Origin of the sequence: Comamonas nitrativorans (genome assembly GCF_042654765.1) — a bacterium.
Taxonomy (GTDB): Bacteria; Pseudomonadota; Gammaproteobacteria; order Burkholderiales; family Burkholderiaceae_C; genus Comamonas; species Comamonas nitrativorans.
Window position 1 is genome coordinate 391,421 of record NZ_JBHSEW010000002.1, and the last position, 21,710, is coordinate 413,130.

The 21,710-nt window shown below is 64.7% G+C and carries 18 protein-coding genes and 1 riboswitch; of the genes, 8 read left to right on the forward strand and 10 right to left on the reverse strand.

Annotated features, from left to right (window positions below; all coding sequences use genetic code 11):
- Positions 1–36 precede the first annotated feature (36 nt).
- Complete coding sequence (locus ACFO3A_RS04255) at positions 37–387, forward strand: DMT family protein (RefSeq protein WP_377724263.1); 351 nt, start codon at positions 37–39, stop codon at positions 385–387.
- Here ACFO3A_RS04255 and ACFO3A_RS04260 read toward each other — a convergent pair.
- Genes ACFO3A_RS04260 through ACFO3A_RS04275 form a run of 4 tightly spaced genes read right to left on the reverse strand, consistent with a single transcriptional unit; the run spans position 368 to position 4,925 of the window.
- A complete protein-coding gene (locus ACFO3A_RS04260; RefSeq protein WP_377724265.1) occupies positions 368–1,009 on the reverse strand; it encodes a hypothetical protein in 642 nt (213 codons plus the stop codon). The genes ACFO3A_RS04255 and ACFO3A_RS04260 overlap by 20 nt on opposite strands.
- A 25-nt stretch (positions 1,010–1,034) precedes the next feature.
- Positions 1,035–2,249, reverse strand: coding sequence for an MFS transporter (locus tag ACFO3A_RS04265; RefSeq protein ID WP_377724267.1), 1,215 nt, complete (start codon positions 2,247–2,249; stop codon positions 1,035–1,037).
- Between the two features lie 2 nt (positions 2,250–2,251).
- Entirely contained in the window at positions 2,252–2,980 is a 729-nt protein-coding gene (locus tag ACFO3A_RS04270; RefSeq protein ID WP_377724269.1) for a class I SAM-dependent methyltransferase, read from the reverse strand.
- 37 nt (positions 2,981–3,017) lie between these two features.
- Positions 3,018–4,925, reverse strand: a complete 1,908-nt coding sequence (locus ACFO3A_RS04275; protein WP_377724271.1) for a TonB-dependent receptor — start codon at positions 4,923–4,925, stop codon at positions 3,018–3,020.
- A 195-nt stretch (positions 4,926–5,120) separates the two neighbouring features.
- On the opposite strand from ACFO3A_RS04275, the gene ACFO3A_RS04280 reads away from it, so the two are divergent.
- Positions 5,121–6,053 carry a helix-turn-helix domain-containing protein gene (locus ACFO3A_RS04280; protein WP_377724273.1) on the forward strand — a complete coding sequence of 311 codons (933 nt, stop codon included), beginning with the start codon at positions 5,121–5,123 and terminating at the stop codon, positions 6,051–6,053.
- A gap of 54 nt (positions 6,054–6,107) precedes the next feature.
- Here ACFO3A_RS04280 and zapE read toward each other — a convergent pair whose 3' ends face one another.
- The 4 genes from zapE to ACFO3A_RS04300 form a co-directional block, all read right to left on the reverse strand.
- Positions 6,108–7,205 carry a cell division protein ZapE gene (zapE, locus tag ACFO3A_RS04285; RefSeq protein WP_377724275.1) on the reverse strand — a complete coding sequence of 366 codons (1,098 nt, stop codon included), beginning with the start codon at positions 7,203–7,205 and terminating at the stop codon, positions 6,108–6,110.
- Between the two features lie 205 nt (positions 7,206–7,410).
- The gene (gene lpdA, locus ACFO3A_RS04290; protein ID WP_377724277.1) at positions 7,411–8,838 is read right to left on the reverse strand and encodes a dihydrolipoyl dehydrogenase; all 1,428 of its coding nucleotides are present in this window, start codon (positions 8,836–8,838) and stop codon (positions 7,411–7,413) included.
- A gap of 81 nt (positions 8,839–8,919) precedes the next feature.
- Positions 8,920–10,164, reverse strand: coding sequence for a 2-oxoglutarate dehydrogenase complex dihydrolipoyllysine-residue succinyltransferase (odhB, locus tag ACFO3A_RS04295; RefSeq protein WP_377724278.1), 1,245 nt, complete (start codon positions 10,162–10,164; stop codon positions 8,920–8,922).
- 115 nt (positions 10,165–10,279) lie between these two features.
- Positions 10,280–13,159: a 2-oxoglutarate dehydrogenase E1 component gene (locus ACFO3A_RS04300; RefSeq protein WP_377724279.1), complete on the reverse strand. Its 2,880-nt coding sequence runs from the start codon at positions 13,157–13,159 to the stop codon at positions 10,280–10,282.
- Between the two features lie 299 nt (positions 13,160–13,458).
- On the opposite strand from ACFO3A_RS04300, the gene ACFO3A_RS04305 reads away from it, so the two are divergent.
- Positions 13,459–14,535, forward strand: a complete 1,077-nt coding sequence (locus tag ACFO3A_RS04305) for an AI-2E family transporter (protein WP_377724281.1) — start codon at positions 13,459–13,461, stop codon at positions 14,533–14,535.
- A 25-nt stretch (positions 14,536–14,560) separates the two neighbouring features.
- Positions 14,561–14,905 carry a hypothetical protein gene (locus ACFO3A_RS04310; protein WP_377724283.1) on the forward strand — a complete coding sequence of 115 codons (345 nt, stop codon included), beginning with the start codon at positions 14,561–14,563 and terminating at the stop codon, positions 14,903–14,905.
- An 80-nt stretch (positions 14,906–14,985) separates the two neighbouring features.
- On the opposite strand, the gene rlmD is transcribed toward ACFO3A_RS04310, so the two are convergent.
- Together rlmD and ACFO3A_RS04320 are read right to left on the reverse strand one after the other, a co-directional pair.
- Positions 14,986–16,476, reverse strand: a complete 1,491-nt coding sequence (rlmD, locus tag ACFO3A_RS04315) for a 23S rRNA (uracil(1939)-C(5))-methyltransferase RlmD (protein ID WP_377724285.1) — start codon at positions 16,474–16,476, stop codon at positions 14,986–14,988.
- A gap of 77 nt (positions 16,477–16,553) precedes the next feature.
- On the reverse strand, positions 16,554–17,588 hold the full coding sequence (locus ACFO3A_RS04320) for a sulfate ABC transporter substrate-binding protein (protein ID WP_377724287.1): 1,035 nt from the start codon (positions 17,586–17,588) through the stop codon (positions 16,554–16,556).
- Between the two features lie 137 nt (positions 17,589–17,725).
- Between ACFO3A_RS04320 and ACFO3A_RS04325 the strand changes: the two genes are divergently transcribed.
- From ACFO3A_RS04325 to ACFO3A_RS04340, 4 genes are all read left to right on the forward strand, one after another.
- Complete coding sequence (locus ACFO3A_RS04325) at positions 17,726–17,998, forward strand: oxidative damage protection protein (protein WP_377724288.1); 273 nt, start codon at positions 17,726–17,728, stop codon at positions 17,996–17,998.
- Positions 17,999–18,014: 16 nt separating this feature from the next.
- Positions 18,015–18,109, forward strand: a riboswitch (glycine riboswitch).
- A 143-nt stretch (positions 18,110–18,252) separates the two neighbouring features.
- A complete protein-coding gene (locus tag ACFO3A_RS04330) occupies positions 18,253–18,918 on the forward strand; it encodes a trimeric intracellular cation channel family protein (protein WP_377724290.1) in 666 nt (221 codons plus the stop codon).
- A complete protein-coding gene (gene mnmC1 / locus ACFO3A_RS04335) occupies positions 18,915–20,618 on the forward strand; it encodes an FAD-dependent 5-carboxymethylaminomethyl-2-thiouridine(34) oxidoreductase MnmC1 (RefSeq protein ID WP_377724292.1) in 1,704 nt (567 codons plus the stop codon). Before ACFO3A_RS04330 ends, mnmC1 begins: the two co-directional genes overlap by 4 nt.
- Positions 20,619–20,739: 121 nt before the next feature.
- Positions 20,740–21,669, forward strand: coding sequence for a class I SAM-dependent methyltransferase (locus ACFO3A_RS04340; protein ID WP_377724293.1), 930 nt, complete (start codon positions 20,740–20,742; stop codon positions 21,667–21,669).
- The last annotated feature ends 41 nt before the right edge of the window (positions 21,670–21,710 follow it).

The window sequence follows — 21,710 nt, forward strand, 5'->3', positions numbered from 1 at the left end:
TAGGATGCGCGGCCTTCACTTTTTTGCCTTTTTTCTATGCCCATGCGCCCCGCTTACTGGACGATTCTGTTGCTGCTGATGAGCAATGTATTCATGACGTTTGCCTGGTACGCCCACCTGCGTGAACTCAGTACCAAGCCCTGGTTTATCGCCGCCCTGGTCAGTTGGGGCATTGCGCTGTTCGAGTATCTGCTGCAAGTGCCCGCCAACCGCATCGGCTACCAGGAGCTGAACCTGGGCCAGCTCAAAATCCTGCAGGAGGTGCTGACCCTGACGGTGTTCGTGCCGTTTGCGGTGTTCTACATGAAAGAGCCGCTCAAACTCGACTACCTGTGGGCCGGGCTGTGCCTGCTGGGGGCGGTGTATTTCATCTTTCGGGGGGATTGACGCCCGCAGCGGGCACCGGCAGGTGCTGGCCGCGCTGATTTTGCTCGGCTTTTTGCTGGCGCTCGTAACGCTGCTGGGCGCGGCGCTGTTTTTCCTGCCAGTCGTGCTGGGCCTGCTGGCGCTGCCGGGCCGCGTCGGCATTCTGGGCCTGCACCCGCTCGGCATGGTCGGCCTGGCGCTGGCGCTGCTGGGCAGCACGGGCTGCGGCTTCCTCGGCGCGGGCGCCCTGCATTTGCTCCAGCGCCTGCCCATCCGGGGCCGGTTTGCGCGTATGCGTCTGTAGCGGCGCCGGCGGTGCGCTCTGCGCCTGCTTGGCCTCGATGTCGCGTAGGCGCTTGGCCGTGCGCTCCTGGCGCTCCTGCTGGTTCAGCTCCAGTTCACGGGCCCGCAACGGGGCCAGCGCGGCGCGAGCGGCATCGCGCACGTCCTGCAGGCAGCTTTCCACGGCAAAGCGCTGGTGGCAGGCTTTTTCATCCCGGGCCTGCGCCTGGGCGATGGCCGCGCGTTTTTCAGCCATCGCGGCACGCTCTGCCGCCCTGGCCTGGGCGGAAGGTGTGCCGGTTTCTGCCTGTCCTGTTCCATACGCCGCCAGGCAGACTGCGGCAATCCATAAACGATGCATGGGGCGCATTATCAGGTCAGCGCCGTCAGGCAGAGGCGCATTTGCGGTCGGGGGAAAGCACCAGGCCGAATCCGGGACGCAGGACAAGCAGCAGACAAACCCCCAGCGCAAGGGCGGCAAACACCCCCAGCATTCCGCCATGGCCGTAGCGATCAAGCAGCAGGCCCGCCGATGCGGCTGCGGCAATGCGTCCCAGCGTGAAAATGCTGGACTGCAAGCCGTAGTCGGACGCGTGCCGTCCACTGCGTGCGAACTCCATGATCAGAACGAAGGCCAGCGCGGAGGCCACGCCCATCGCCAAGGCCAGCAGCGCAGCAGCGGCAAGCAGCCACGCCTGAGAGGCCTGTACGGAGGCAAGCGCCAGCAGTGCAACCGCCAGGGTGTTGACAACGGCCGACCAGGGCAAGACCGCCGCCAGCCGCCGACGCGGCAAAAAGCCGGTGGCCAGACTGGCCAGCGCACCAAGAACGCTGCCACCGATACCGGCGATCCACGCGACCTGCCCTGCCGGAAAGCCATGGTCCAGCAAGAGGGGCTTGAGATAAATCCAGGCCACCGCCACGGGCGGATAGTAGGTGGCCAGCAGAATCACCCACATCCTGACACCTGTCCGCGCAAAGAAACCGCGCCAGTCGGCTACCGGCCCCGCCCTTTCGGCTACCGGTGTGCCGTCGCTTTCGTGGACCGACCCCAGCAGCGCCAATGCCAGGAGCAGGCAACCGGCCAACATGAAGAAAGGGGCCGCCCAGCCGAAGGCCTGCTCGACAAGCAGCATGGCACCGCCGCCGACAATGGCACCAGCAAAGGTGACCGCCGAGCGTATGCTGCCCGCCAGCGGCCGTTCGGCGGGTGGGAACAACCGGATGGCCAGGGCGTTGACCGGTATGTCTGCCCAGGTGGCAAACAGGGATGCACCCAGCGTCAGCGCGAACAAGGCGGCTTTGCCGGCATCGGCACTCAGTGCTGCCAGCGCCAGCAGCGATGCGAAGTAGCCGCCCCCCGTCAGCCACGCCCAATACACCTGCGGACGCCGCCCTGGCCGCCAGTTCTGCACCGGCAAGGCCAGGAAAATTTTGAATACAGCCGGCAGGCCGGCCAACTGGAAAATGCCGATTTCCGCGCCCGACCAGCCGTGCTGGCGCATGACCAGCGGCAGGCCGATCCACAGATAGATGCCGGGTGCCGTCAGCGCAAAATTGATCAGGCCGAACAGCGCGTGGCGCAGGACGGGGCGCGGCATGGTCAGTTCGCCTTGCATGGAGAACCTTTGGCCGGTGAATCCGGCATTGCCGGCTGCTTTCGCAGGCGAGTTGCCAGAATGACGTTGAAGAGTTTGTCAATGACTTCACCCGTCTCCGCAGTGCTGGCTTCGGCAATTTGCCGGACGCCATGGACAAGAAAGCCCGCGTCTTCCAGCAACGCCGTCACGTCCTGCGCGTGGTAAAGCTTGAATCCGAACTGGGCGAAGGGCATTTTTTCGGTGAACGTGCGGTCGGCAAATGCCATGCAGAGCAGTCCCCCCGGCTTGAGGACGCGGGCAAGCTCGGCCAGTTGCCTGGCCGGGTCGTCCCAGAAGTAGATGGTGTGTACCGTCAGCGCCTTGTCGAAGTGCTGCGCCTCGAAAGGGAGGGATTCGGAGTCTCCCAGCAGAAACCGGACACGCCCGCTTGCGATCAGGCGGGCATGCAGGCTTCGCGCCTGCTGCACCATGTCGCTGGACCAGTCGATGCCGGTGTAGCAGACGTTCTCCAGGTTCCCGACGATTTCGCCGGCGAAAGCCCCGTTTCCAGGCCCGGTTTCCAGAATGCGGTCTCCAGGCCCGATCTGCAGGAGTTCGATGCACTGGCGATTGAGCGTGCCGTGGATCTCGTTCATCTTCCGCGCAGCCTCGACGGCCTGCCCGCCGCTGGGGCAGCGCAATTGCGCTGCCATGTCTTGTGGTGATTGCATTTCAAGTTCCTTGTTTTTCATAGGCCCGGCTGTTGCGGGCGTTCCTGCCAGCGGATGCCTACATGCGCCAGGTCATCCGCAGGCCAAACTCCCGAGGCGGGCTGTAGATGGTGGTGGTGCCGTTGAGAAATCCGAAGGTGTCGTACTGCCTGTTCCCGGCGTTGCGCACATACGCCGACCACTCGGTGCGCCCGTGGGTGTAGCCCGCCGTCAGGTCGATGACGCCGTACCCGGGTCGGCCATATTGGTTCGCCGCATCGAGATAAACCTTGCCGGCGCCACTGACGTGGGCCTGGACGTACCAGTCCTGCGCCGCGTCGTAGCGCACGCCAAGGTGGCCCGTGATGTCCGGTGCCAGCGGGTTGTGCTTGCCCTGGTAGTCGTTGGCCCCGTCGCGGAACTCGCGAAAGCGGGTGCGGTTCAGCCCCAGTGCGGCCTGAATCTGCCAGCCCGAGCCAAGCAGGTACTGGAACTCCGCATCGATGCCCACGGGGCGTGCCGAGGCCGCATTGGTCAGAAACATCTGACCCGGCAGGCCGATCTGCTGAACGTGCATGTCGCTCACGTCCATGAGGTAGGCCGAAACGCTGTAGCGAAGCCGCCGGTTCAGCAGCCGCCCCTTGGCGCCCAGCTCGAACGAGCGCACATGCTCCGGCTGATAGCGCCGATAGGCTTCGGGCGCAAAGGCGTTGAAACCGCCCGCGCGAAAGCCGTCGGCAATGCTGGCATAGACCTGGGCGTCCTTGTGCCACTGGTATTGCAGCGCGAGCTTGGGCGAGAAGCGCGTCCATGCCCGCGACTGTTCGCTGCCGCCCTCCAGGGAAAAGCGCACCTCGTCGCGCTCGATGCGCCCGCCTGCCGTGACCGTCCACCGATCCGCCAGCGGAACGACCCAATGGGTGAACAGCGCCGCCGAATCGCCTTTCTGGGTCGCGGAGGTCGTACTTGAACCCAGCGGAATCTTCTGCCCGAAGCTCAGGTCATGGTCATCGCGGTCGGCATAGAAGCCGGCCAGCCATTGCGCCCGGCCCAGCCGGCCTTCCAGGCGAAGCTCCTGCGACAAGGTGCGGAAGCGGTGATTGCGCCCCACATGCAGCATGTCGGGCGGCATGTAGTCGATGTCCTGCAGGATGCGGTCGGTAAATTCGTTGTTGGCCGTGATCGAACGCAGGCGCAGGCCGGATGCCAATGCGTGCGACACGTCCAGCGACGCGGTACGCGCCGTCGACCGGTTCCAGCTGTCGGTTCCAGAACGCACCGTGGCACGCGGGGCCGTGACCGCCCCCCACAGCGAACCCGCGTCGCGATACGCCCGCTGGGCGTAACGGAAGGTGGCGTCGGTGCGCTCGCCGGGCGTCCAGCGCAGCGCCAGCCGGCCATTGCGGCGCTTGCGGTCATCCTCCTTGCCGCCCTTGAAGGCGTTGTCGATGAAACCGTCCTGCGCAAAGAGCTCGCCAGCCACGCCGAGGTAGAGGGTGTCCTGCACCAGCGCCCGGCTCGCATCGAAGCGCAGCGCACGTTTGTCCCGGCTGCCGATCTCCGCGGAAACGACGGCATAAGGGTCGTTGCCCGGCTTGCGCGTGACGATGCTGATCACGCCAGCCTCGGCATTGCGCCCGTACAGCGTGGACTGCGGGCCGCGCAGCACCTCCACCCGCTCGATGCCCAGCAGGTTGTCGTCGAAGCCCTGGCCTCGCAAGGTCGGAACGCCGTCCACCACCAGCGCGACCGAGGACGAGAACCCCATGATGTTGGCCGTCATGCCGCGCATCACGGGCGGCTGTAAACCGGACTGCCCCGACGCCTGGAAGGTGAAGCCGGGCGTCATTCGCGCCACGCCTTCAAGGCTGTCGATGCCTGCGGCCTCCAGATCCTCGCCCTCGAATGCCGAGACACTGGCCGGAACGCTTTCCAGCGATTGCGCCCGCTTGTCGACGGTGACCATGACGGTGGGCAGCTCTGCCATGTCCCGTGCGTACGCCGATGCGCTGCCAAACCCTAGCGCCAATACCGTCGCCATCATGCGATGCCATGCCGTTGATTCCATTACCGATCTCCCAAAGTTGTGCATCGATAAATACTACGGTTAATTAAGAATTATTCTCATGTAATATCGAATGGATTCGGGTGGAATACGTATGCAATGCGGCAAAGGATGTTCATGGAAGCGACTCAACCAGATGCCATGGGCCAGGGCCCGGACGTCGGCGGCACGAAAAATCGGCCAGTGTCCCGGTTCACCGAGGAATGCCATATCGAACGCCTGCCGCTGGACGACGGGCTGACTTTGGTGCGCTCGTTCTGCTGTCCGACCCGGGATCTGACCGAGACAACCGTGCAGTCCGACGAACACCGGACGCTGGTCATCACCTTCGGGCTGGCGGGCGAGTCCGCCTATGCGGAGCGCGGGGGAACGCGCCTGCGTTTTCGCCAGGGGCACACGACGCTTTCGGTCTTTGCTTCGTGCCAGGGCGAGCGCCAGTTCCTCGCCAACACCCCTGTCCGCCAGCTACGGCTGGCCATCAGTGAAACCGCCCTGCGGCGCTACCTGGGCACGCCCGGCACACTGCTGGCCGACCGTGCGGGCGTGCGCCCGCTGGGCGAAGGCGTCACGCCCCCCTGGTGCCTGGCGCTGGTACGCTCCCTGGCGCAGCCGGGTTCCCTCTCGTACCTGGATGCACACATTGCCGCGCTCAGTCTGGTCGGCGAACACCTGCGGCATCTGGGGCCGCTGGCGGCAGGCCCTTCGCCTGCGGCCCGATGGACGCCCTCTGACCTGGAAAAGCTCAGGCGGGCGCATGACCTCATGCGCAGCCAGATGGACCGGGCGCTGACCATTTCCTACCTATGCACGGCAGTAGGAATCAATCCATCCAGGCTCAAACAAGGCTTCCGCGAAATTTACGGCACGACGCCATACCAGGCGTTGCTGGAGATGCGGATGCAGCGTGCCAGGCAGATGCTGGAAGCCGGCACCCAGGTGGCCCAGGCGGGCTATGCCGTCGGGTATGCCCATCCCTCCAACTTCAGCACGGCATTCGAGCGGTATTTCGGGCACCGTCCGAAGAACGCGCGGGCGGGCCGCGAAGAATGACCCGCGCGGCACCGGTCACCGCTGTCGCATCCCGATGCGCCGGTCGCTGGCCGGTCAGGTCAGCGCCGTTTCCACTTCACGCCAGGGCAGGTCCAGAAATTCCTGCGACTGCATTTCATTCAGGCGCGAGACGGTGCGTGGAAACTCGTGCGCCAGCGGCCCTTCGGTGTAGAGCTGCTCGGGAGGCACGGCGGCGCTCAGGACGAGTTTCACGCGCCGGTCGTACAGCACGTCGATCAGCCAGGTGAAGCGCCGCGCGGGCGAGGCCATGTTCACCGGCATGTACGGCACGTTGGACAGCAGCACCGTGTCGCACTGGCTGGCGATTTCCAGGTAGTCGTTCTGCGAGCGCGGGCCACCGCACAGCTCGCGAAAATCGAACCAGATGGTGCGCCCCGCGCGGCGCAGCGCGGGAATCTGGCGCGATTCGATGGTAAAGACCGCCTCCTGCTCCGGCCCGTTGGCCAGTTTGTCGAAGGCTTGCTGCATGGCGGCATCGGCCTGCGCACCCAACGGGCAGTGGTAAAGCTGCACCTGCTCCAGCGTGCGGCGGCGGTAGTCGGTGCCGTTGTCCACGTTGATGACGTCCATGCGCTCGTTCAGCAGCGCAATCGCCGGCAGGATGCGGTCGCGGTGCAGGCCGTCGGGGTACAGGCCGTCGGGCGTGAAATTGGACGTGGTGACAAAGCCCACGCCGTTGTCGAACAGGGCCAGCAGCAGGCGATAAAGAATCATCGCGTCGGTGATATCGGCGACGTGGAACTCGTCGAAGCAGATCAGCTTGTAGCGCCTGGCGATCTTCGCGCCCAGCGCGTCCAGCGGGTTCTGCGTGCCTTGCAGGGCATTGAGTTCACGATGCACTTCGCGCATGAATTCGTGAAAGTGCAGCCGCACCTTGCGCTTGATGGGCACGCTGTCGAAAAAGCAATCCATCAAAAAGCTCTTGCCCCGCCCCACCCCGCCGTACATGTAGACACCCTTGGGAATCTGCGGCTTGTTGAACAGCTTCTTCACGGCGTTGGAGCGCTTGGTCTTGTACGCCGCCCAATCGTCGGCGCAGCGTTGCAGCGCATCGACGGCCCGCAACTGCGCGGGGTCGGCGGTAAAGCCCTTTTCGGCCAAGGCGGCGGCATATGCTTGTTTGACGTTCAACACCTGCTCCAATCACTAAAAAGATAGCTTTTACCGCTTGTCATTGCTTGTTTTCAGAATGAAAACATTCTCAAATCCAATAATAGAAAGCGGTAAAAGCTATGTTTTTATCTATCCGCTATTGCAATAGCATTAAAAAAGAATAGCTGCCAGCGCTTCTTTCATCAGCGCCAGCAGCTTTTTTTCTAAAAATCCAATGGGGTAATTAGAAGTTCAGCGTGCGCTTGTCCACGGCCAGGGCCGCTTCCTTGGTCGATTCCGACAGCGAGGGGTGGGCGTGGCAGATGCGGGCGATGTCCTCGGCGCTGGCCTTGAACTCCATCGCCACCACGGCTTCGGAGATCAGTTCCGACACCATCGGGCCGACCATGTGGACGCCCAGGATTTCGTCGGTGGCGGCATCGGCCAGGAACTTGACGAAGCCGGTGGTGTCGCCCAGCGCCCGCGCGCGGCCATTGGCCATGAAGGGGAAGCTGCCGGCCTTGTACTTCACGCCGTCGGCCTTGAGCTGCTGCTCGGTGCGGCCCACCCACGCAATTTCCGGGCTGGTGTAGATCACCCAGGGGATGGTGTTGAAGTTCACATGCCCGTGCTGGCCGGCGATGCGCTCGGCCACAGCCACGGCTTCTTCCTCGGCCTTGTGCGCCAGCATGGGGCCGCGCACCACGTCGCCCACGGCCCAGACGCCGGGCAGGTTGGTCTGGCACAGGTCATTGACGGCAATCGCGCCGCGCTCGTCCAGTTGCAGGCCCACGGCTTCGGCATTCAGGCCGGTGGTGTTGGGCACGCGGCCAATCGAGACGATCAGCTTGTCCACGGCCAGCGACACGTCTTCGCCCTTGGCGTTGGTGTAGGCCACGGTGACGCCCTTCTTGGCCTTCTTGATCTCGCCGATCTTCACGCCCAGTTCGATCTTCAGGCCCTGCTTGTCCAGCGCCTTCTTGGCTTCCTTGGCGACTTGCTCGTCCACGGCGGCCAGGAAGGTCGGCATCCCTTCCAGCACGGTCACGTCCGCGCCCAGGCGGCGCCAGACGCTGCCCATTTCCAGGCCGATCACGCCCGAACCGATCACGCCCAGCTTTTTCGGCACGGCGTTGATGGCCAGAGCGCCGTCGTTGGAGAGGATTTGCTGCTCGTCGAACTCCACGCCGGGCAGCGGACGGGCGTTGGAACCGGTCGCCACCACGACCTGTTTAGCCACCAGGGTTTCGGCGGTTTTGCCGCTGACGGTGATTTCATAGCCGCCTTCAACGGCCTTGCCGAACGCGCCGCGCCCGTGGAAGAAGGTGACCTTGTTCTTCTTGAACAGGTACAGGATGCCGTCGTTGTTCTGCTTCACGATGGCGTCCTTGCGGGCGATCATCTGCGCGGCGTCCATCTTCACGTCCTTGACGCTGATGCCGTGGTCGCCGAAGTGCAGCTTGGCGTGTTCGAAGTGTTCGGACGATTGCAGCAGCGCCTTGGACGGGATGCAGCCCACGTTGGTGCAGGTGCCGCCGGGGGCCGCGCCGCCCTGGGCGTTCTGCCACTCGTCGATACAGGCCACGTTCATGCCCAGTTGGGCGGCACGGATGGCGGCGATGTAGCCGCCGGGGCCGGCGCCAATCACCACTACGTCGAATTGTTTGCTCATTCTTGAAATCTCTTTCTTGCTAGAAAAAACCCACCGCCGGAGTCCGAGGGTGGGTTGAACATGAAAACCCTGGGCCGTGGCTTACAGGTCGAACAGCAGGCGCGAGGGGTCTTCCAGCGCGTCTTTCATGGCGACCAGGCCCAGCACGGCCTCACGGCCATCGATGATGCGGTGGTCATAGGACATGGCCAGATAGTTCATCGGGCGCACGACCACCTGACCGTTTTCGACCACGGCGCGATCCTTGGTGGCGTGTACGCCCAGGATGGCCGATTGCGGCGGGTTGATGATGGGGGTGGACATCATCGAGCCGAAGGTGCCGCCGTTGGAGATGGAGAAGGTGCCGCCGGTCATGTCCTCGATGCCCAGCTTGCCGTCGGCTGCCTTCTTGCCGAACTCGGCGATTTTCTTCTCGATGTCGGCAAAGCTCATCTGGTCGGCGTTGCGCAGGATGGGCACCACCAGGCCACGGGGCGAACCGACGGCGATGCCGATGTCGAAATAACCGTGGTAGACGATGTCGTTGCCGTCCACCGAGGCGTTCAGCACCGGGTACTTCTTGAGCGCGTGTACGGCGGCCTTCACGAAGAAGGACATGAAGCCCAGCTTGACGCCATGCTCCTTGGTGAAGGCGTCCTGGAACTTCTTGCGCAGCTCCATCACCGGGGCCATGTTCACCTCGTTGAAGGTGGTCAGGATGGCGTTGGTGGACTGCGATTGCAGCAGGCGCTCGGCCACACGGGCACGCAGGCGGGTCATGGGCACGCGCTGCTCGGGGCGATCGCCCAGGTTTTGCGGAGCCGGGGCGGCCACCTGGGGCAAGGCGGCCTTGGGGGCGCCCGTGGGGATGCTGCTGCCAGCGGCAATGGCCGCCAGGGCGTCGCCCTTGGTCACGCGACCATCCTTGCCGGAGCCGGCCACGCTGGCGGCGCTCAGGTTGTTTTCGGCCAGCAGCTTGGCAGCAGCGGGCATGGCTACGCCGCCCTTGCTGCCGCCCGCTGCCGGGGCCGCAGCAACGGCAACCGGGGCTGCAGCAGCAGGCGCTGCGGCCGGTGCGGGGGCGGCAGCGGCAGCGCCGGCCACGGCTTCGGTGTCGATCTTGGCGATGAGCTGCTCGGCGGTGACGGTGGCGCCGTCGCCTTGCAGGATTTCGGTCAGCACGCCGGCAGCGGGCGCGGGCACTTCCAGCACGACTTTGTCGGTTTCGATTTCGATCAGGATTTCATCGACCGCAACCGCTTCACCGGCTTTTTTCTTCCAGTTGAGCATGGTGGCTTCGGCGATGGACTCCGAAAGCTGGGGCACTTTGACTTCTACGATGGCCATGAAAATATCTCTCTTGCGTAAATGGGAACGTCAATAACGAATCTTGAAAGTGGGGCCACCCGCCCCCTGCATACAGGGATACGTACAGCAGGAGGGGGGCAGCAACACGGCAGGCTTACTTGTTCAGCACAAATCCCTTGAGCTTGGCGAAAGCGGCTTCCACCAGGGTTTTCTGCTGCTCCACGTGCAGGTGGGCATAACCGCACGCCGGGCTGGCGCTGGCCGGACGGCCGGCGTAACCCAGTTTCTGGCCGGCGGCCATGTTCTCGTAGATGTTGTGCTGGATGAAGAACCATGCACCCTGATTTTGCGGCTCGTCCTGGCACCACACGATGTCGGTGGCCTTGCCGTACTTTTTCAGCTCGGCGGCAAACGCCTTGTGCGGGAAGGGGTAGAGCTGCTCGACGCGGATGATGGCCACGTCGTTGCTGCCCTGCTCTTCGCGCTTCTTCACCAGGTCGTAGTACACCTTGCCCGAGCAGGCGATGACGCGCTTGACCTTGGCCGCGTTCTTCACGATGGCTTCGTTCTGTTCGGGAATCACGGTCTGGAAACCGCCCTTGGTGAACTCGGACAGCGGCGAAGTCGCATCCTTGTTGCGCAGCAGGCTCTTGGGCGTGAAGATGACCAGCGGCTTGCGCAGCGGGCGCACCATCTGGCGGCGCAGCACATGGAAGATCTGGCTGGCCGTGGTCGGCTGCACGATCTGCATGTTGGTGTCGGCGGCCAGTTGCATGAAGCGCTCCAGGCGGGCCGAGCTGTGTTCGGGGCCCTGGCCTTCATAGCCGTGCGGCAGCATCAGCGTCAGGCCGTTCACGCGGCCCCATTTCACTTCACCCGAGGCGATGAACTGGTCGATCACCACCTGGGCGCCGTTGGCGAAGTCGCCGAACTGTGCTTCCCAGATCACCAGGGTGTTGGGGTCGTTGGAGGCGTAGCCGTATTCGAAGCCCAGCACCGCCTCTTCGGACAGGATGGAGTCGATGACGACGAACGGTGCCTGGTTCTCGGCCACGTTCTGCAGGGGGATGTAGGCGCCCTCGTCCCACCGGTGGCGCTTCTGGTCGTGAATCACGGCATGGCGGTGCGTGAAGGTGCCACGGCCGCAGTCCTCGCCGGACAGGCGCACGGGGTAGCCCGAGGCCACCAGCGAGGCAAAGGCCATGTGTTCGCCCATGCCCCAGTCCACGTTCATTTCGCCCCGGCCCATGGCGGCGCGGTCGGCATAGACCTTCTTCACCAGGGTGTGCGGAGTGACCGAATCGGGGATGGTGGTCAGCTTCTCGGCCAGACGCTTCCATTCGGCCAGGGGAATGGCCGTGTCGGCAGTATCCGTCCAGGTCTTGCCCAGGAAGGGACTCCAATCGACGGCGAACTGGCTCTTGAAGTTGGTCAGCACCGGGTCAATGGTGTGCTTGCCTTCATCCATGGCAGCCCGGTAGGCCTTGACCATGTCGTCGCCCAGGGTTTCGCCCAGGCCCTGCGCGGCCAGCTTGTCGGCATAAAGCTTGCGGGTGCCGGGATGCGCAGCGATCTTGGTGTACATCAGCGGCTGGGTGAGCATGGGGGTGTCCTGCTCGTTGTGGCCCAGCTTGCGGTAGCAGACGATGTCCACCACCACGTCCTGCTGGAACTCCATGCGGTATTCCAGCGCCAGCTGCATGCACAGGGCGACGGCTTCGGGGTCGTCGCCATTGACGTGCAGCACGGGCGATTCGACCATCTTCACGATGTCGGTGCAGTAGGTGGTCGAGCCCTTGTCGCGCGGGTCGGACGTGGTGAAGCCGATCTGGTTGTTGATGATGATGTGTACCGTACCGCCCGTGGTGTAGCCACGGGTCTGCATCAGCGCCAAAGTCTCTTGGTTCACGCCCTGGCCGGCAAAGGCGGCGTCGCCGTGCACCAGCACGGGCAGCACCTGCTTGCCCTGCGGGTCGCCACGGCGATCCATGCGCGAACGCACGGAACCTTCCACCACCGGGTTGACGATTTCCAGGTGCGAGGGGTTGAAGGCCAGCGACAGATGCACCGGGCCGCCAGCAGTGGAGACGTCGGAGCTGAAGCCCTGATGGTATTTCACGTCACCGGCGGGCAGGTCTTCGGGGGCGGTGTGGTCGAACTCGGCAAACAGGTCCTTGGGCATCTTGCCCAGGGTATTGACCAGCACGTTCAGGCGGCCACGGTGGGCCATGCCGATCACCACTTCCTGCACGCCCTTGGTACCGGCCGCGTTGATCAGTTCGTCCATGGCGACGATGAAGCTTTCGCCGCCTTCCAGCGAGAAGCGCTTCTGGCCGACGTATTTGGTGTGCAGGTAGCGCTCCAAGCCTTCCGCCGCCGTCAGGCGGTCGAGGATGCGTTTTTTCTGCTCGGCATTGAACACGGGCTTGGAGCGGATCGACTCCAGCTTCTGCTGCCACCAGCGCTTTTGCACCTGGTCGGTGGCATACATGTATTCCACGCCGATGGTGCCGCAATAGGTCTCGCGCAGTGCATTGAGCATCTCGCGCAGCGACATGGTTTCCTTGCCGAAGAAAGTGTTGCCGACGTTGAAGACGGTTTCCTGGTCGGCGTCGGTAAAGCCGTAGAAGCTGGGTTCCAGCTCGGGGATGGCAGGACGTTCGGTGCGCTTCAGGGGATCCAGGTCGGCCCAGCGCTGACCCACGTTGCGGTAGGCCGCAATCAGCTGCTGCACGGCCACGCGCTTGCGCCCCATTTCGGAGTCGGCACCGGAAGCGACGACCACGGCGGTATGGCCCTGCTTGGCGCGTTCGGCAAAAGCGTTCACCACCGGCAGGTGCGGCACGTCCTTGGCATCGCTGCCATCGACGGCGGGAACGTGCTGCAGAGCATCGAAATACTCGCGCCACGAATCAGGAACGCTGCCGGGGTTGGTGAGGTAGTTTTCATACATCTCTTCGACATAGGGGGCATTGCCGCCGAAGAGATAGGTGTTGCCTTGGTAGGCTTGATAAACAGTTGGCTGATCGCTCATGCTTCGCTGACATCCGCTTTCCTGGGGAAAGCATTCGTTGGTTGGAGAACCTTCCGCGACACGGCTGTACCGATTGGCGGATGCGACTGTGGCTATGGAAGGGCCTGGGTTGCAGAGTGCAATTGTGCCACCGATAAATGACTTGCATGCGGCAGCAGTCTTTTATAAGACCTCAAACCGCTGTCTTTGCGAAGTGGCATTTTCCCTGTGCAGGTAACTACGCATATCGCCCCGGGCATCCATAACCGCACCGGTTTTCTCGCATACCATTGCGCCACCCCAGCTGCCGCCACGCCACCATGCGCTCGACCACTGCCGCCCAACGCGCGTTTTTCATTCTGCTTGCCAGTGTCACGCTGGGTTTTGCCGCCATTTTGTGGCCTTTCATGGGGGCCATTTTCTGGGCCGTGGTGCTGGCCATCGTGTTTCAGCCGCTCAACCGCCGCCTGCGCTCGCGCTGGCCGCACCGGGTCAATCTGACGGCGGCGGCAACCTTGCTGATTTGCCTGGTGATTGCCATTTTCCCGCTGGTGCTGATCAGCATCTCGGTAGTGCAGGAAACCGCCACGATCTACGCCCGCATGGCCAGCGGGCAACTGGATTTTGGCGCCTACTTCCAGCAGATTTACGCGGCCCTGCCCAGCTGGGTCGGGGGGATTCTGGAACGCCTGCACCTGACCACCCCCGATGCCATCCAGGAAAAGCTCTCGACCCTGGCAACCGAGGCCGGCAAGCTCATTGCCGGCAAGGCCGTGGCCCTGGGCAGCAACACCCTGGGGTTTGCCGTGAGCTTCTGCATCATGCTGTACCTGCTGTACTTCCTGCTGCGCGACGGCCAGCAGCTGGCCCACCGCATCCGCGACACCCTGCCCCTGCGCCGGGTCCACAAGGAAGAGCTGACCCAGAAGTTTGCCACCGTCATCCGCGCCACCGTCAAGGGCAATCTGGCCGTGGCGGCGGCCCAGGGGGCCCTGGGCGGGGTGATTTTCATGATCCTGGGCATCCAGGGCGCCGTGCTGTGGGGCGTGCTGATGGCCTTTCTGTCACTGTTGCCCGCCGTCGGTGCCAGCCTGATCTGGGGGCCGGTGTCGATTTATTACCTGGCGACGGGCGACATCACCAAGGGGATTGTCCTGACCATGTACGGAGTGCTGGTCATCGGTCTGGTGGACAACCTGCTGCGTCCGCTGCTGGTGGGCAAGGACACCAAGCTGCCCGATTACGTGGTGCTGATCTCCACCCTGGGCGGGATGTCCCTGTTCGGTCTGACCGGTTTCGTCATCGGCCCGGCCATTGCCGCCCTGTTCATTGCCTGCTGGGACATCTACAGCCAGCCCGGCGGCCAGTCGCGCAGGGATCAAGAGACTCAAAAATAGCGGCGACCTGCCGATAATGCCCACTATGCCAAGAAAAATTCCCCCCCTCCTGCTGCGTACTCTGCCCTTATTCGCCGCCCTGGCCCTGACCGGCTGCCTGGAGCAGATTCCCGGCATGGGCCCGCCGCCCAAGGTTGCGGCCAAGCAAAAGGAAGACAAGGCCATCGGCAGCGCCTGCCGCTATGCGGTGCGCAGCATCGAGGACTGCTATGTTCTCAACCCCAGAGCCTCGAAAAACGATGTCTTTGCCGGCTGGAAGGAAATGGACGCCTACATGCGCGAGAACAAGATCGAGGGCGTGCCCTCCGTGCTGACACCGGCGCCCGCCAAGACAGCCGCCCCGACCGAATCGGCGACGGAAGAGGAATAAGCTTCGGCGCCTGACCGCAAAAAACCCGGCACAGTTTTTGGCTGTGCCGGGTTTTCTTTTGAGTCGTGCAAGCCGTCCGGTCAGGCCGGGCTGCGCTCGAACACGGCCATGCTCTCGACGTGGGCGGTGTGCGGAAACATGTTCACCACGCCCGCCGCCACGCAGCGGTAGCCCGCCTGGTGCACCAGCAGGCCCGCATCGCGGGCCAGGGTGGCGGGGTTGCAGCTCACGTACACGATGCGCTGCGGCGGCTGCCAGCCTTCATGCCCGGCGGGCAGGGGCGGCGCATCTTCGGCACCAATACCACCGATACGGGCCTGGTGGATGTCGGCCAGGGCCTTGCTCAGGGCAAACGCCCCTTCGCGCGGGGGATCGACCAGCCATTTGTCGGCCACGCCGTCGGCCATCAGCAGTTCCGGCGTCATGTTGAACAGGTTGCGGGCAACAAATTCGGTAGCTGCCAGCGCTTGATTGGCGGGCATTTGCGCATTGTTTATGCCGTAATTCTCGCGGGAGCGTGCGACCAGCGCTTCACTTCCTTCAATGCCCAGCACCTGCCCGGCCTGGGTGGCAATGGGCAGGGTGAAGTTGCCCAGGCCGCAGAACCAGTCGATCACCCGGTCGGTTTTCTGCGCCGCCAGCAGGCGCAGCGCCCGCGTGACCAGCACCTGGTTGATGTGCGGGTTCACCTGGGTGAAGTCGGTGGGCTTGAAGGGCATGGTGATGTCGAACTCCGGCAGGCGGTAGGCCAGTTGCGCCGCGCCTTCGGGGTCGAGCAGATGCACCGTGTCCGGCCCCTTGGGTTGCAGCCACCATTGCACGCCGTGCTGGGCGGCAAAGTCGCGCAGGCGGGTTTTGTCGGCCTCGCTCAACGGCTCCAGGTGGCGCAGCACCAGGGCGGTGACGGTATCGCCGCAGGCCAGCTCGATCTGCGGACAGGTGTCGCGGGCCTCCATGCTGGCGATCAGGCCGCGCAGCGGCACCAGCATGGCGTCGACGTGCGGGGGCAGCACCTTGCAGGTCTGCATGTCGGCGATGTAGCGGCTTTTGCGTTCGTGAAAGCCGATCAGCACCTCGCCCTTCTTGATGACGTGGCGCACCGCCAGCCGGGCGCGGTAGCGGTAGCCCCAGGCCGGGCCTTCGATGGGGCGCAGGATGGTTTCGGCCTTCACCTTGCCCAGATGCCACAGGTTGTCCTCCAGCACGCGCTGCTTGATGGCCACCTGGGCGCTGATGTGCAGGTGCTGCATCTTGCAGCCGCCGCAGGCGCCGGTGTGCAGGCCGAAGTGCGGGCAGCCGGGGCGCACGCGCAGCGAGGACGGGCGGTGGATGGCCGTCAGCTCGGCCTGCTCCCAGTTGTTCTTTTTGCGCTTGGTCTGGGCGCTGACCAGTTCGCCGGGCAAGGCGCCGTCGATGAAGACGACCTTGCCGTCCGGGCGGTGCGCCACGCCCTGGGCGTCCATGTCCATGGACTCGACGCGCAGCCAGCCTTCGGGCAGAGGGCAATCGGCAGGGGATTCGGAAGTGGCGGGGGAAGGCGGGGGGGAAGGATGGACGTTCTGTTCAGACATGGTGCGCGGATTGTCTCAGAAGCCATTGCGCATCCCGGCCACCCCGCCATGCCGCCGGGGCCTGAATTGGTAATTTCCTACCTGGCAGCGTAAATCTGGTCAAAGCTGGCACCGTCGGCAAAATGCGCCTTGCTGGCCTGCCCCCAGCCGCCGAAGGCCTGGTCGATGGTGACCAGTTCCAGGCGTGGGAAACGGTCTGCAAATTCCGCCTGCACCTGGGCATCGGTGGGCCGGTAGTAATGTTTGGCGGCAATGCGCTGGCCTTCGGCGCTATACAGGTGTTGCAGATAGGCCTCGGCCACTGCCCGGGTGCCCTTTTTGTCCACCATCCTGTCCAGCACGGCAACGGACGGCTGCGCCAGGATGGACAGCGAAGGCACGACGATCTCGACCTTGTCCGGGCCGAACTCCTTGAGTGCCAGGAAGGCTTCGTTCTCCCAGGCCAGCAGCACGTCGCCCACGCCGCGCTGCACGAAGGTGATGGTCGAGCCGCGTGCTCCCGAATCCAGCACCGGCACGTTCCGGTAAAGCTGGCGCACGAAGTCCCGCGCCTTGTCGGCGCCGCCGTACTTGCGCTCGGCAAAGGCCCAGGCGGCCAGGTAGTTCCAGCGGGCGCCGCCGCTGGTTTTGGGATTGGGCGTGATGACCTGCACGCCCGGGCGTACCAGATCGTCCCAATCCTTCAGCCCCTTGGGATTGCCCTTTTTCACCAGAAACACGATGGTCGAGGTATAGGGGGCGCTGCCATGCGGCAGGCGCTGCTGCCAGTCGGCGGCCAGATGTCCGCCGTGCTGCACCAGGGCGTCGATGTCGCCCGCCAGGGCCAGGGTGGCCACATCGGCATCGATGCCGTCGATGATGGAACGCGCCTGCTTGCCCGAGCCGCCATGCGACTGCTTGACCGTTACCTCCTGCCCCGTCTTGGCTTTCCAGTGCCTGGCAAACACCTGGTTGTAGTCCGCGTACAGCTCCCGGGTCGGGTCGTAGGAGACGTTGAGCAAGGTCACAGGCTTGGGCGGCTGCTGCGCCCAAGCTGCCGAAGCAGTCAAGGTCAAGCCCACCCACAGGGCGGCCAGGGCGGGAATCTTGATAAAGTTGCGGCGATTTTTCATCGATGGCTTTCTTTGAGAGAAAAGGAAAACGGGCACATTGCCGTTGCCGCGCATTCTCAAAGCAGCTTTTTCAAACTCAAACCAATAAGATTTCAGTTTGTTATTACTCAAAAATCTGAAATCAACAAGGATTCCCCATGGCACGCACCGTTCACTGCATCAAATTGGGTAAAGAGGCCGACGGCCTGGACTTTCCCCCCTACCCCGGCGAGCTCGGCAAGCGCATTTTCGCCAGCGTCAGCAAAGAAGCCTGGGCCGCCTGGCTCAAGCACCAGACCATGCTGGTCAATGAAAACCGCCTGAATCTGGCCGATGCCCAGGCCCGCAAATACCTGGCCAAGCAAATGGAGGCGCACTTCTTCGGCGACGGCGCCGAGCAGGCCGCCGGCTACGTTCCGCCTACCGAATAAGCCGTGCCATAATCGCCCGCTTCTCGCGGGAGAGCGGGCTGCCGTCACCACCAGCCCCGCCGAAGGCGCAAACTCCCATAATCGCTCAGGCCCCGGTACCGCAAGAAGATTTCGCCGACTGGAGAGCAGCCACCGCCAGGGTTTATGCTTGGACGCCGTGGCTCACCGAAGGGGCAAGTGCGCCACCCACGCACGCAACTCTCAGGTAAAAGGACAGCGGGAGAGGCACCCCTCCTTCACCCCGTAAGGTGTTTATGCTGCCCTCGACCTCGCTGCTGGAATCCTTCCAGTTCTCGCAACTGACCACCATGCTGGTCATCTACCTCATCGCCATCACGGCCGAAGCCATGTCCGGCGCCCTGGCCGCCGGGCGGCGCAACATGGACATCTTCGGCGTCGCCGTGATCGCCTTCGTCACCGCGCTGGGCGGCGGCACCATCCGCGACATGGTGTTGGGCCACTACCCCATCGGCTGGACGCAGCACCCCGAATACGTCTATCTGGTCATCAGCGCCGGGCTGCTGACCACCATCGTGGCCCGCCACATGCGCCATTTAAAGCAGGTGTTTTTGCTGCTGGACGCCATGGGGCTGATCGCCTTTTCGCTGATCGGTTGCAGCGTGGCCCTGGAGCATGGCTACCCGCGCGTGGTCGTCATCATGGCCGGGATGCTTACCGGCATCAGCGGCGGCATCGTGCGCGACGTGCTGTGCAACCAGGTGCCGGTGGTCTTCCGCCGCGAGCTGTACGCCAGCGTCTCCCTGGCGGTGTGCCTGCTCTACTGGGCGCTGGAAGTGTTGCAGGTGAACCACGACATCAGCATTGCCGTCTGCTTTGCCGGCGGCCTGGCATTTCGCCTGCTGGCGATTCGCCTGGGCTGGCGCCTGCCGGTGTTTTCCTACCAGGAGCGCTGGGAATGAGCCGGCCCCTGCCGGACTGGCTTGCCCCCCTGCCCCGCGCCTGGGCGCAGCACAGCGGCTGGCGCGTGCTGGATGTCAGCGGCGATGCGCAGGCCCTGCTCGCCGTATCCCACGCCTGGCTGGCCCAGCCGCAGCAGCGCCCGCAGCCCTTGCACTATGTGCTGGTCTTGCCCGATGCGCAGCCCTTGCTGGCCTGCGCCCCTGCCCCCTGGCAGGCGCAACTGAACGGCCTGCTGCCCGGCGTGCAGCGCATCGTGCTGGAAGACGGCGCCCTGCAACTGACCCTGTGGCTGGGCGATCCCAACACCCTGCTGCGCAAACAAGGCATGGTGGCCGACACCATCGTGCTGGGCAGCAATGCCCGGCCCTGGCTGGAACCACACGCCCTCAAGCCCCTGCTGCGCCACTGCCAGCGCGGCACCGAATGGCTGGCCCCGCAGAATGCCGATCTGGCCAATTTGGCGGGATTGCTGCAACGCAGCGGCTGCGCCATCGTCCATGCGAACGGGCACCTGCACGCCCACTTCGACCCGCCCTGGCCACTGCGCAAGCCGACGGCCCAGCCCACCCGCCCCGGCACCGCCGTGGTGCTGGGCGCAGGGCTGGCCGGCAGCAGCGCCGCCTGGAGCCTGGCCCAGCGCGGCTGGCAGGTGACGGTACTGGGCAGCGGCGCGGCGCCTGCCGATGGCGCCTCGGGCCTGCCCGCCGGGCTGTTCTGCCCGCACACCTCGCCGGACGACTGCCCGCTGTCGCGCCTGTCCCGCGCCGGGCTGCACGCCCTGCTGCCGCGCCTGGCGCAATGCTGCACGCCGGGCCAGGATTGGGAATTGAGCGGTGTTCTGGAACACGACAGCCTGGAGCCACGCCACCTTGCCTGGGCAGATGGCCCGGGACTGGCCTGGAGCCAAACCGCGCCAGCCACGCAATGCGCAGCGGCGGGCCTGCCCGCCAACGCCCCGGCGCTGTGGCACCGTCGCGCAGGCTGGCTGCGCCCGGCAGCCCTGGTAACGGCGCAGTTGCAGCACCCGAACATCCGCTTCATCGGCCATACCCAGGTGGCCCGGCTCCAGCCCACCGACGGCGGCTGGCAGGCGCTGGACGGCCATCACCACACCGTGGCCCAGGCCGACATCGCCGTCATTGCCGCCGGGCCGGCCAGCGCCCGGTTTCTGCCCGCCCACTGGCGGCTGCAAACCTTGCGCGGCCAGGTCACCTGGGGGCGCTGCACGGCAGACAACGCAGCGGCGCTGCCGCCCTGCCCGGTCAATGGCAGCGGCAATCTGGTGCCCCGCGTGCCCGATGCCGACGGGCCGTTCTGGGTCATGGGTTCCACCTTCGAGCGGGATGTGACCGCGCTGCCCGTCTCCCCCGCCGATCAGGCCGCCGCCCACGCACACAACCTGGGCAAGCTGGCGCAACTGCTGCCCGCCAGCGCCGCCCAACTCGCCCCGGCCTTTACGCCCGGCAACCCGGCCTGCCTGCCCACCTGGGGCCGGGTACGGCTGGCCAGCCATGACCGCCTGCCCATCGTCGGCCCGGTGCCAAATTCCCCCGGCCTGTTCGCCCTCACCGCCCTGGGCGCACGCGGCATCACCTTGTCCACGCTGTGCGGCGAACTGCTGGCCGGGCAACTGCATGCCGAGCCGCTGCCGCTGGATGCCCAACTGGCCCAGCACCTGCACACGGGCAGGATGCAATAAAGGGAGCTGCTACCGCTGACCAGATAAAGGTTTTAAATTAATTTATCTTTGAAGTCCTTTATATACCAGCGCTAGCAGCAACAAGATTGATAGTATCCAGCACTTTATAAACCACATTCCCATGCAAGCCCTGCTCGACTGCATCGCCCGGCTCACCCCGCCCCAGGAGGCCTGCCGCCTGTTTCATGGCCGGGGCGGGCAGCATCCCGGCTGCGAACACCTCACGCTGGACGCCTACCCGCCCGTGCTGGTGCTGACCAGTTTTGCCCCGCTGGAAGCCGCCGCGCTGGCGGCCATCGGGCAGGCGCTGGAACAGCGCTACGCAGCGTTGGGGCAAGAGTTGCACTGGGTCTTCCAGCAGCGCCAAAGCGGCTTGCCCGCCCACACGCAGCCCATGCGCGGCAGCCTGCCCGAGCCGCACTTTGTGCCGGAAGGCACCGCCCACTACCGCGTGCGCCTGCTGCAAGGGCAGAACCACGGCCTGTTCCTGGACATGGCCGCTGGCCGCCGCTGGGTGGGCGAACACATCGCGGCGCAGGGCCAGACGAGCCACATCGGCATGAAGGTGCTGAACCTGTTTGCCTACAGCTGCGCCTTCTCCGTGGCCGCGCTGCAAGCCGGGGCGCAGGAGGTCATCAACATCGACATGGCCAGCGGCGCCCTGGCCCTGGGGCGAGAGAACCACCAGCGCAACGGCCTGACCGGCGCCCGCTTTCTGGCGCACGACATCTTCCATAGCTGGGGCAAGCTCAAGCGCCTGGGGCCCTATGGCCTGGTGATTGCCGACCCGCCCAGCTACCAGAAGGGCAGCTTTGTCGCCCGCAAGGATTACCCCCGCCTGGTGCGCCGCCTGCCCGAGCTGCTGGCCCCCGGCGGCCACGCCCTGCTGTGCCTGAACGCACCGGAGCTGTCCAGCCAGTTCCTGCACGACACCGTGCAGGAAAACGCCCCCGCCCTGCGCTTCGTGCAGCGCCTGCCCAACCCGCCCGCCTTTGCCGATGTGGACGAGGAACGCAGCCTGAAAGTGCTGCTCTACCGCCTGCAACCCTGAAGCCCGCGCCTAACGCCCATGCGGCACAATCGCCGCTCCTG

Coding starts and splice junctions, on each gene's coding strand:
- ACFO3A_RS04255 (WP_377724263.1), top strand. CDS start 37: ATGCCCATGCGCCCCGCTTACTGGACGATTCTGTTGCTGCTGATGAGC.
- ACFO3A_RS04260 (WP_377724265.1), bottom strand. CDS start 1,009: ATGCATCGTTTATGGATTGCCGCAGTCTGCCTGGCGGCGTATGGAACA.
- ACFO3A_RS04265 (WP_377724267.1), bottom strand. CDS start 2,249: ATGCCGCGCCCCGTCCTGCGCCACGCGCTGTTCGGCCTGATCAATTTT.
- ACFO3A_RS04270 (WP_377724269.1), bottom strand. CDS start 2,980: ATGAAAAACAAGGAACTTGAAATGCAATCACCACAAGACATGGCAGCG.
- ACFO3A_RS04275 (WP_377724271.1), bottom strand. CDS start 4,925: ATGGCAGAGCTGCCCACCGTCATGGTCACCGTCGACAAGCGGGCGCAA.
- ACFO3A_RS04280 (WP_377724273.1), top strand. CDS start 5,121: ATGGAAGCGACTCAACCAGATGCCATGGGCCAGGGCCCGGACGTCGGC.
- lpdA (WP_377724277.1), bottom strand. CDS start 8,838: ATGAGCAAACAATTCGACGTAGTGGTGATTGGCGCCGGCCCCGGCGGC.
- odhB (WP_377724278.1), bottom strand. CDS start 10,164: ATGGCCATCGTAGAAGTCAAAGTGCCCCAGCTTTCGGAGTCCATCGCC.
- ACFO3A_RS04300 (WP_377724279.1), bottom strand. CDS start 13,159: ATGAGCGATCAGCCAACTGTTTATCAAGCCTACCAAGGCAACACCTAT.
- ACFO3A_RS04305 (WP_377724281.1), top strand. CDS start 13,459: ATGCGCTCGACCACTGCCGCCCAACGCGCGTTTTTCATTCTGCTTGCC.
- ACFO3A_RS04310 (WP_377724283.1), top strand. CDS start 14,561: ATGCCAAGAAAAATTCCCCCCCTCCTGCTGCGTACTCTGCCCTTATTC.
- rlmD (WP_377724285.1), bottom strand. CDS start 16,476: ATGTCTGAACAGAACGTCCATCCTTCCCCCCCGCCTTCCCCCGCCACT.
- ACFO3A_RS04320 (WP_377724287.1), bottom strand. CDS start 17,588: ATGAAAAATCGCCGCAACTTTATCAAGATTCCCGCCCTGGCCGCCCTG.
- ACFO3A_RS04325 (WP_377724288.1), top strand. CDS start 17,726: ATGGCACGCACCGTTCACTGCATCAAATTGGGTAAAGAGGCCGACGGC.
- ACFO3A_RS04330 (WP_377724290.1), top strand. CDS start 18,253: ATGCTGCCCTCGACCTCGCTGCTGGAATCCTTCCAGTTCTCGCAACTG.
- mnmC1 (WP_377724292.1), top strand. CDS start 18,915: ATGAGCCGGCCCCTGCCGGACTGGCTTGCCCCCCTGCCCCGCGCCTGG.
- ACFO3A_RS04340 (WP_377724293.1), top strand. CDS start 20,740: ATGCAAGCCCTGCTCGACTGCATCGCCCGGCTCACCCCGCCCCAGGAG.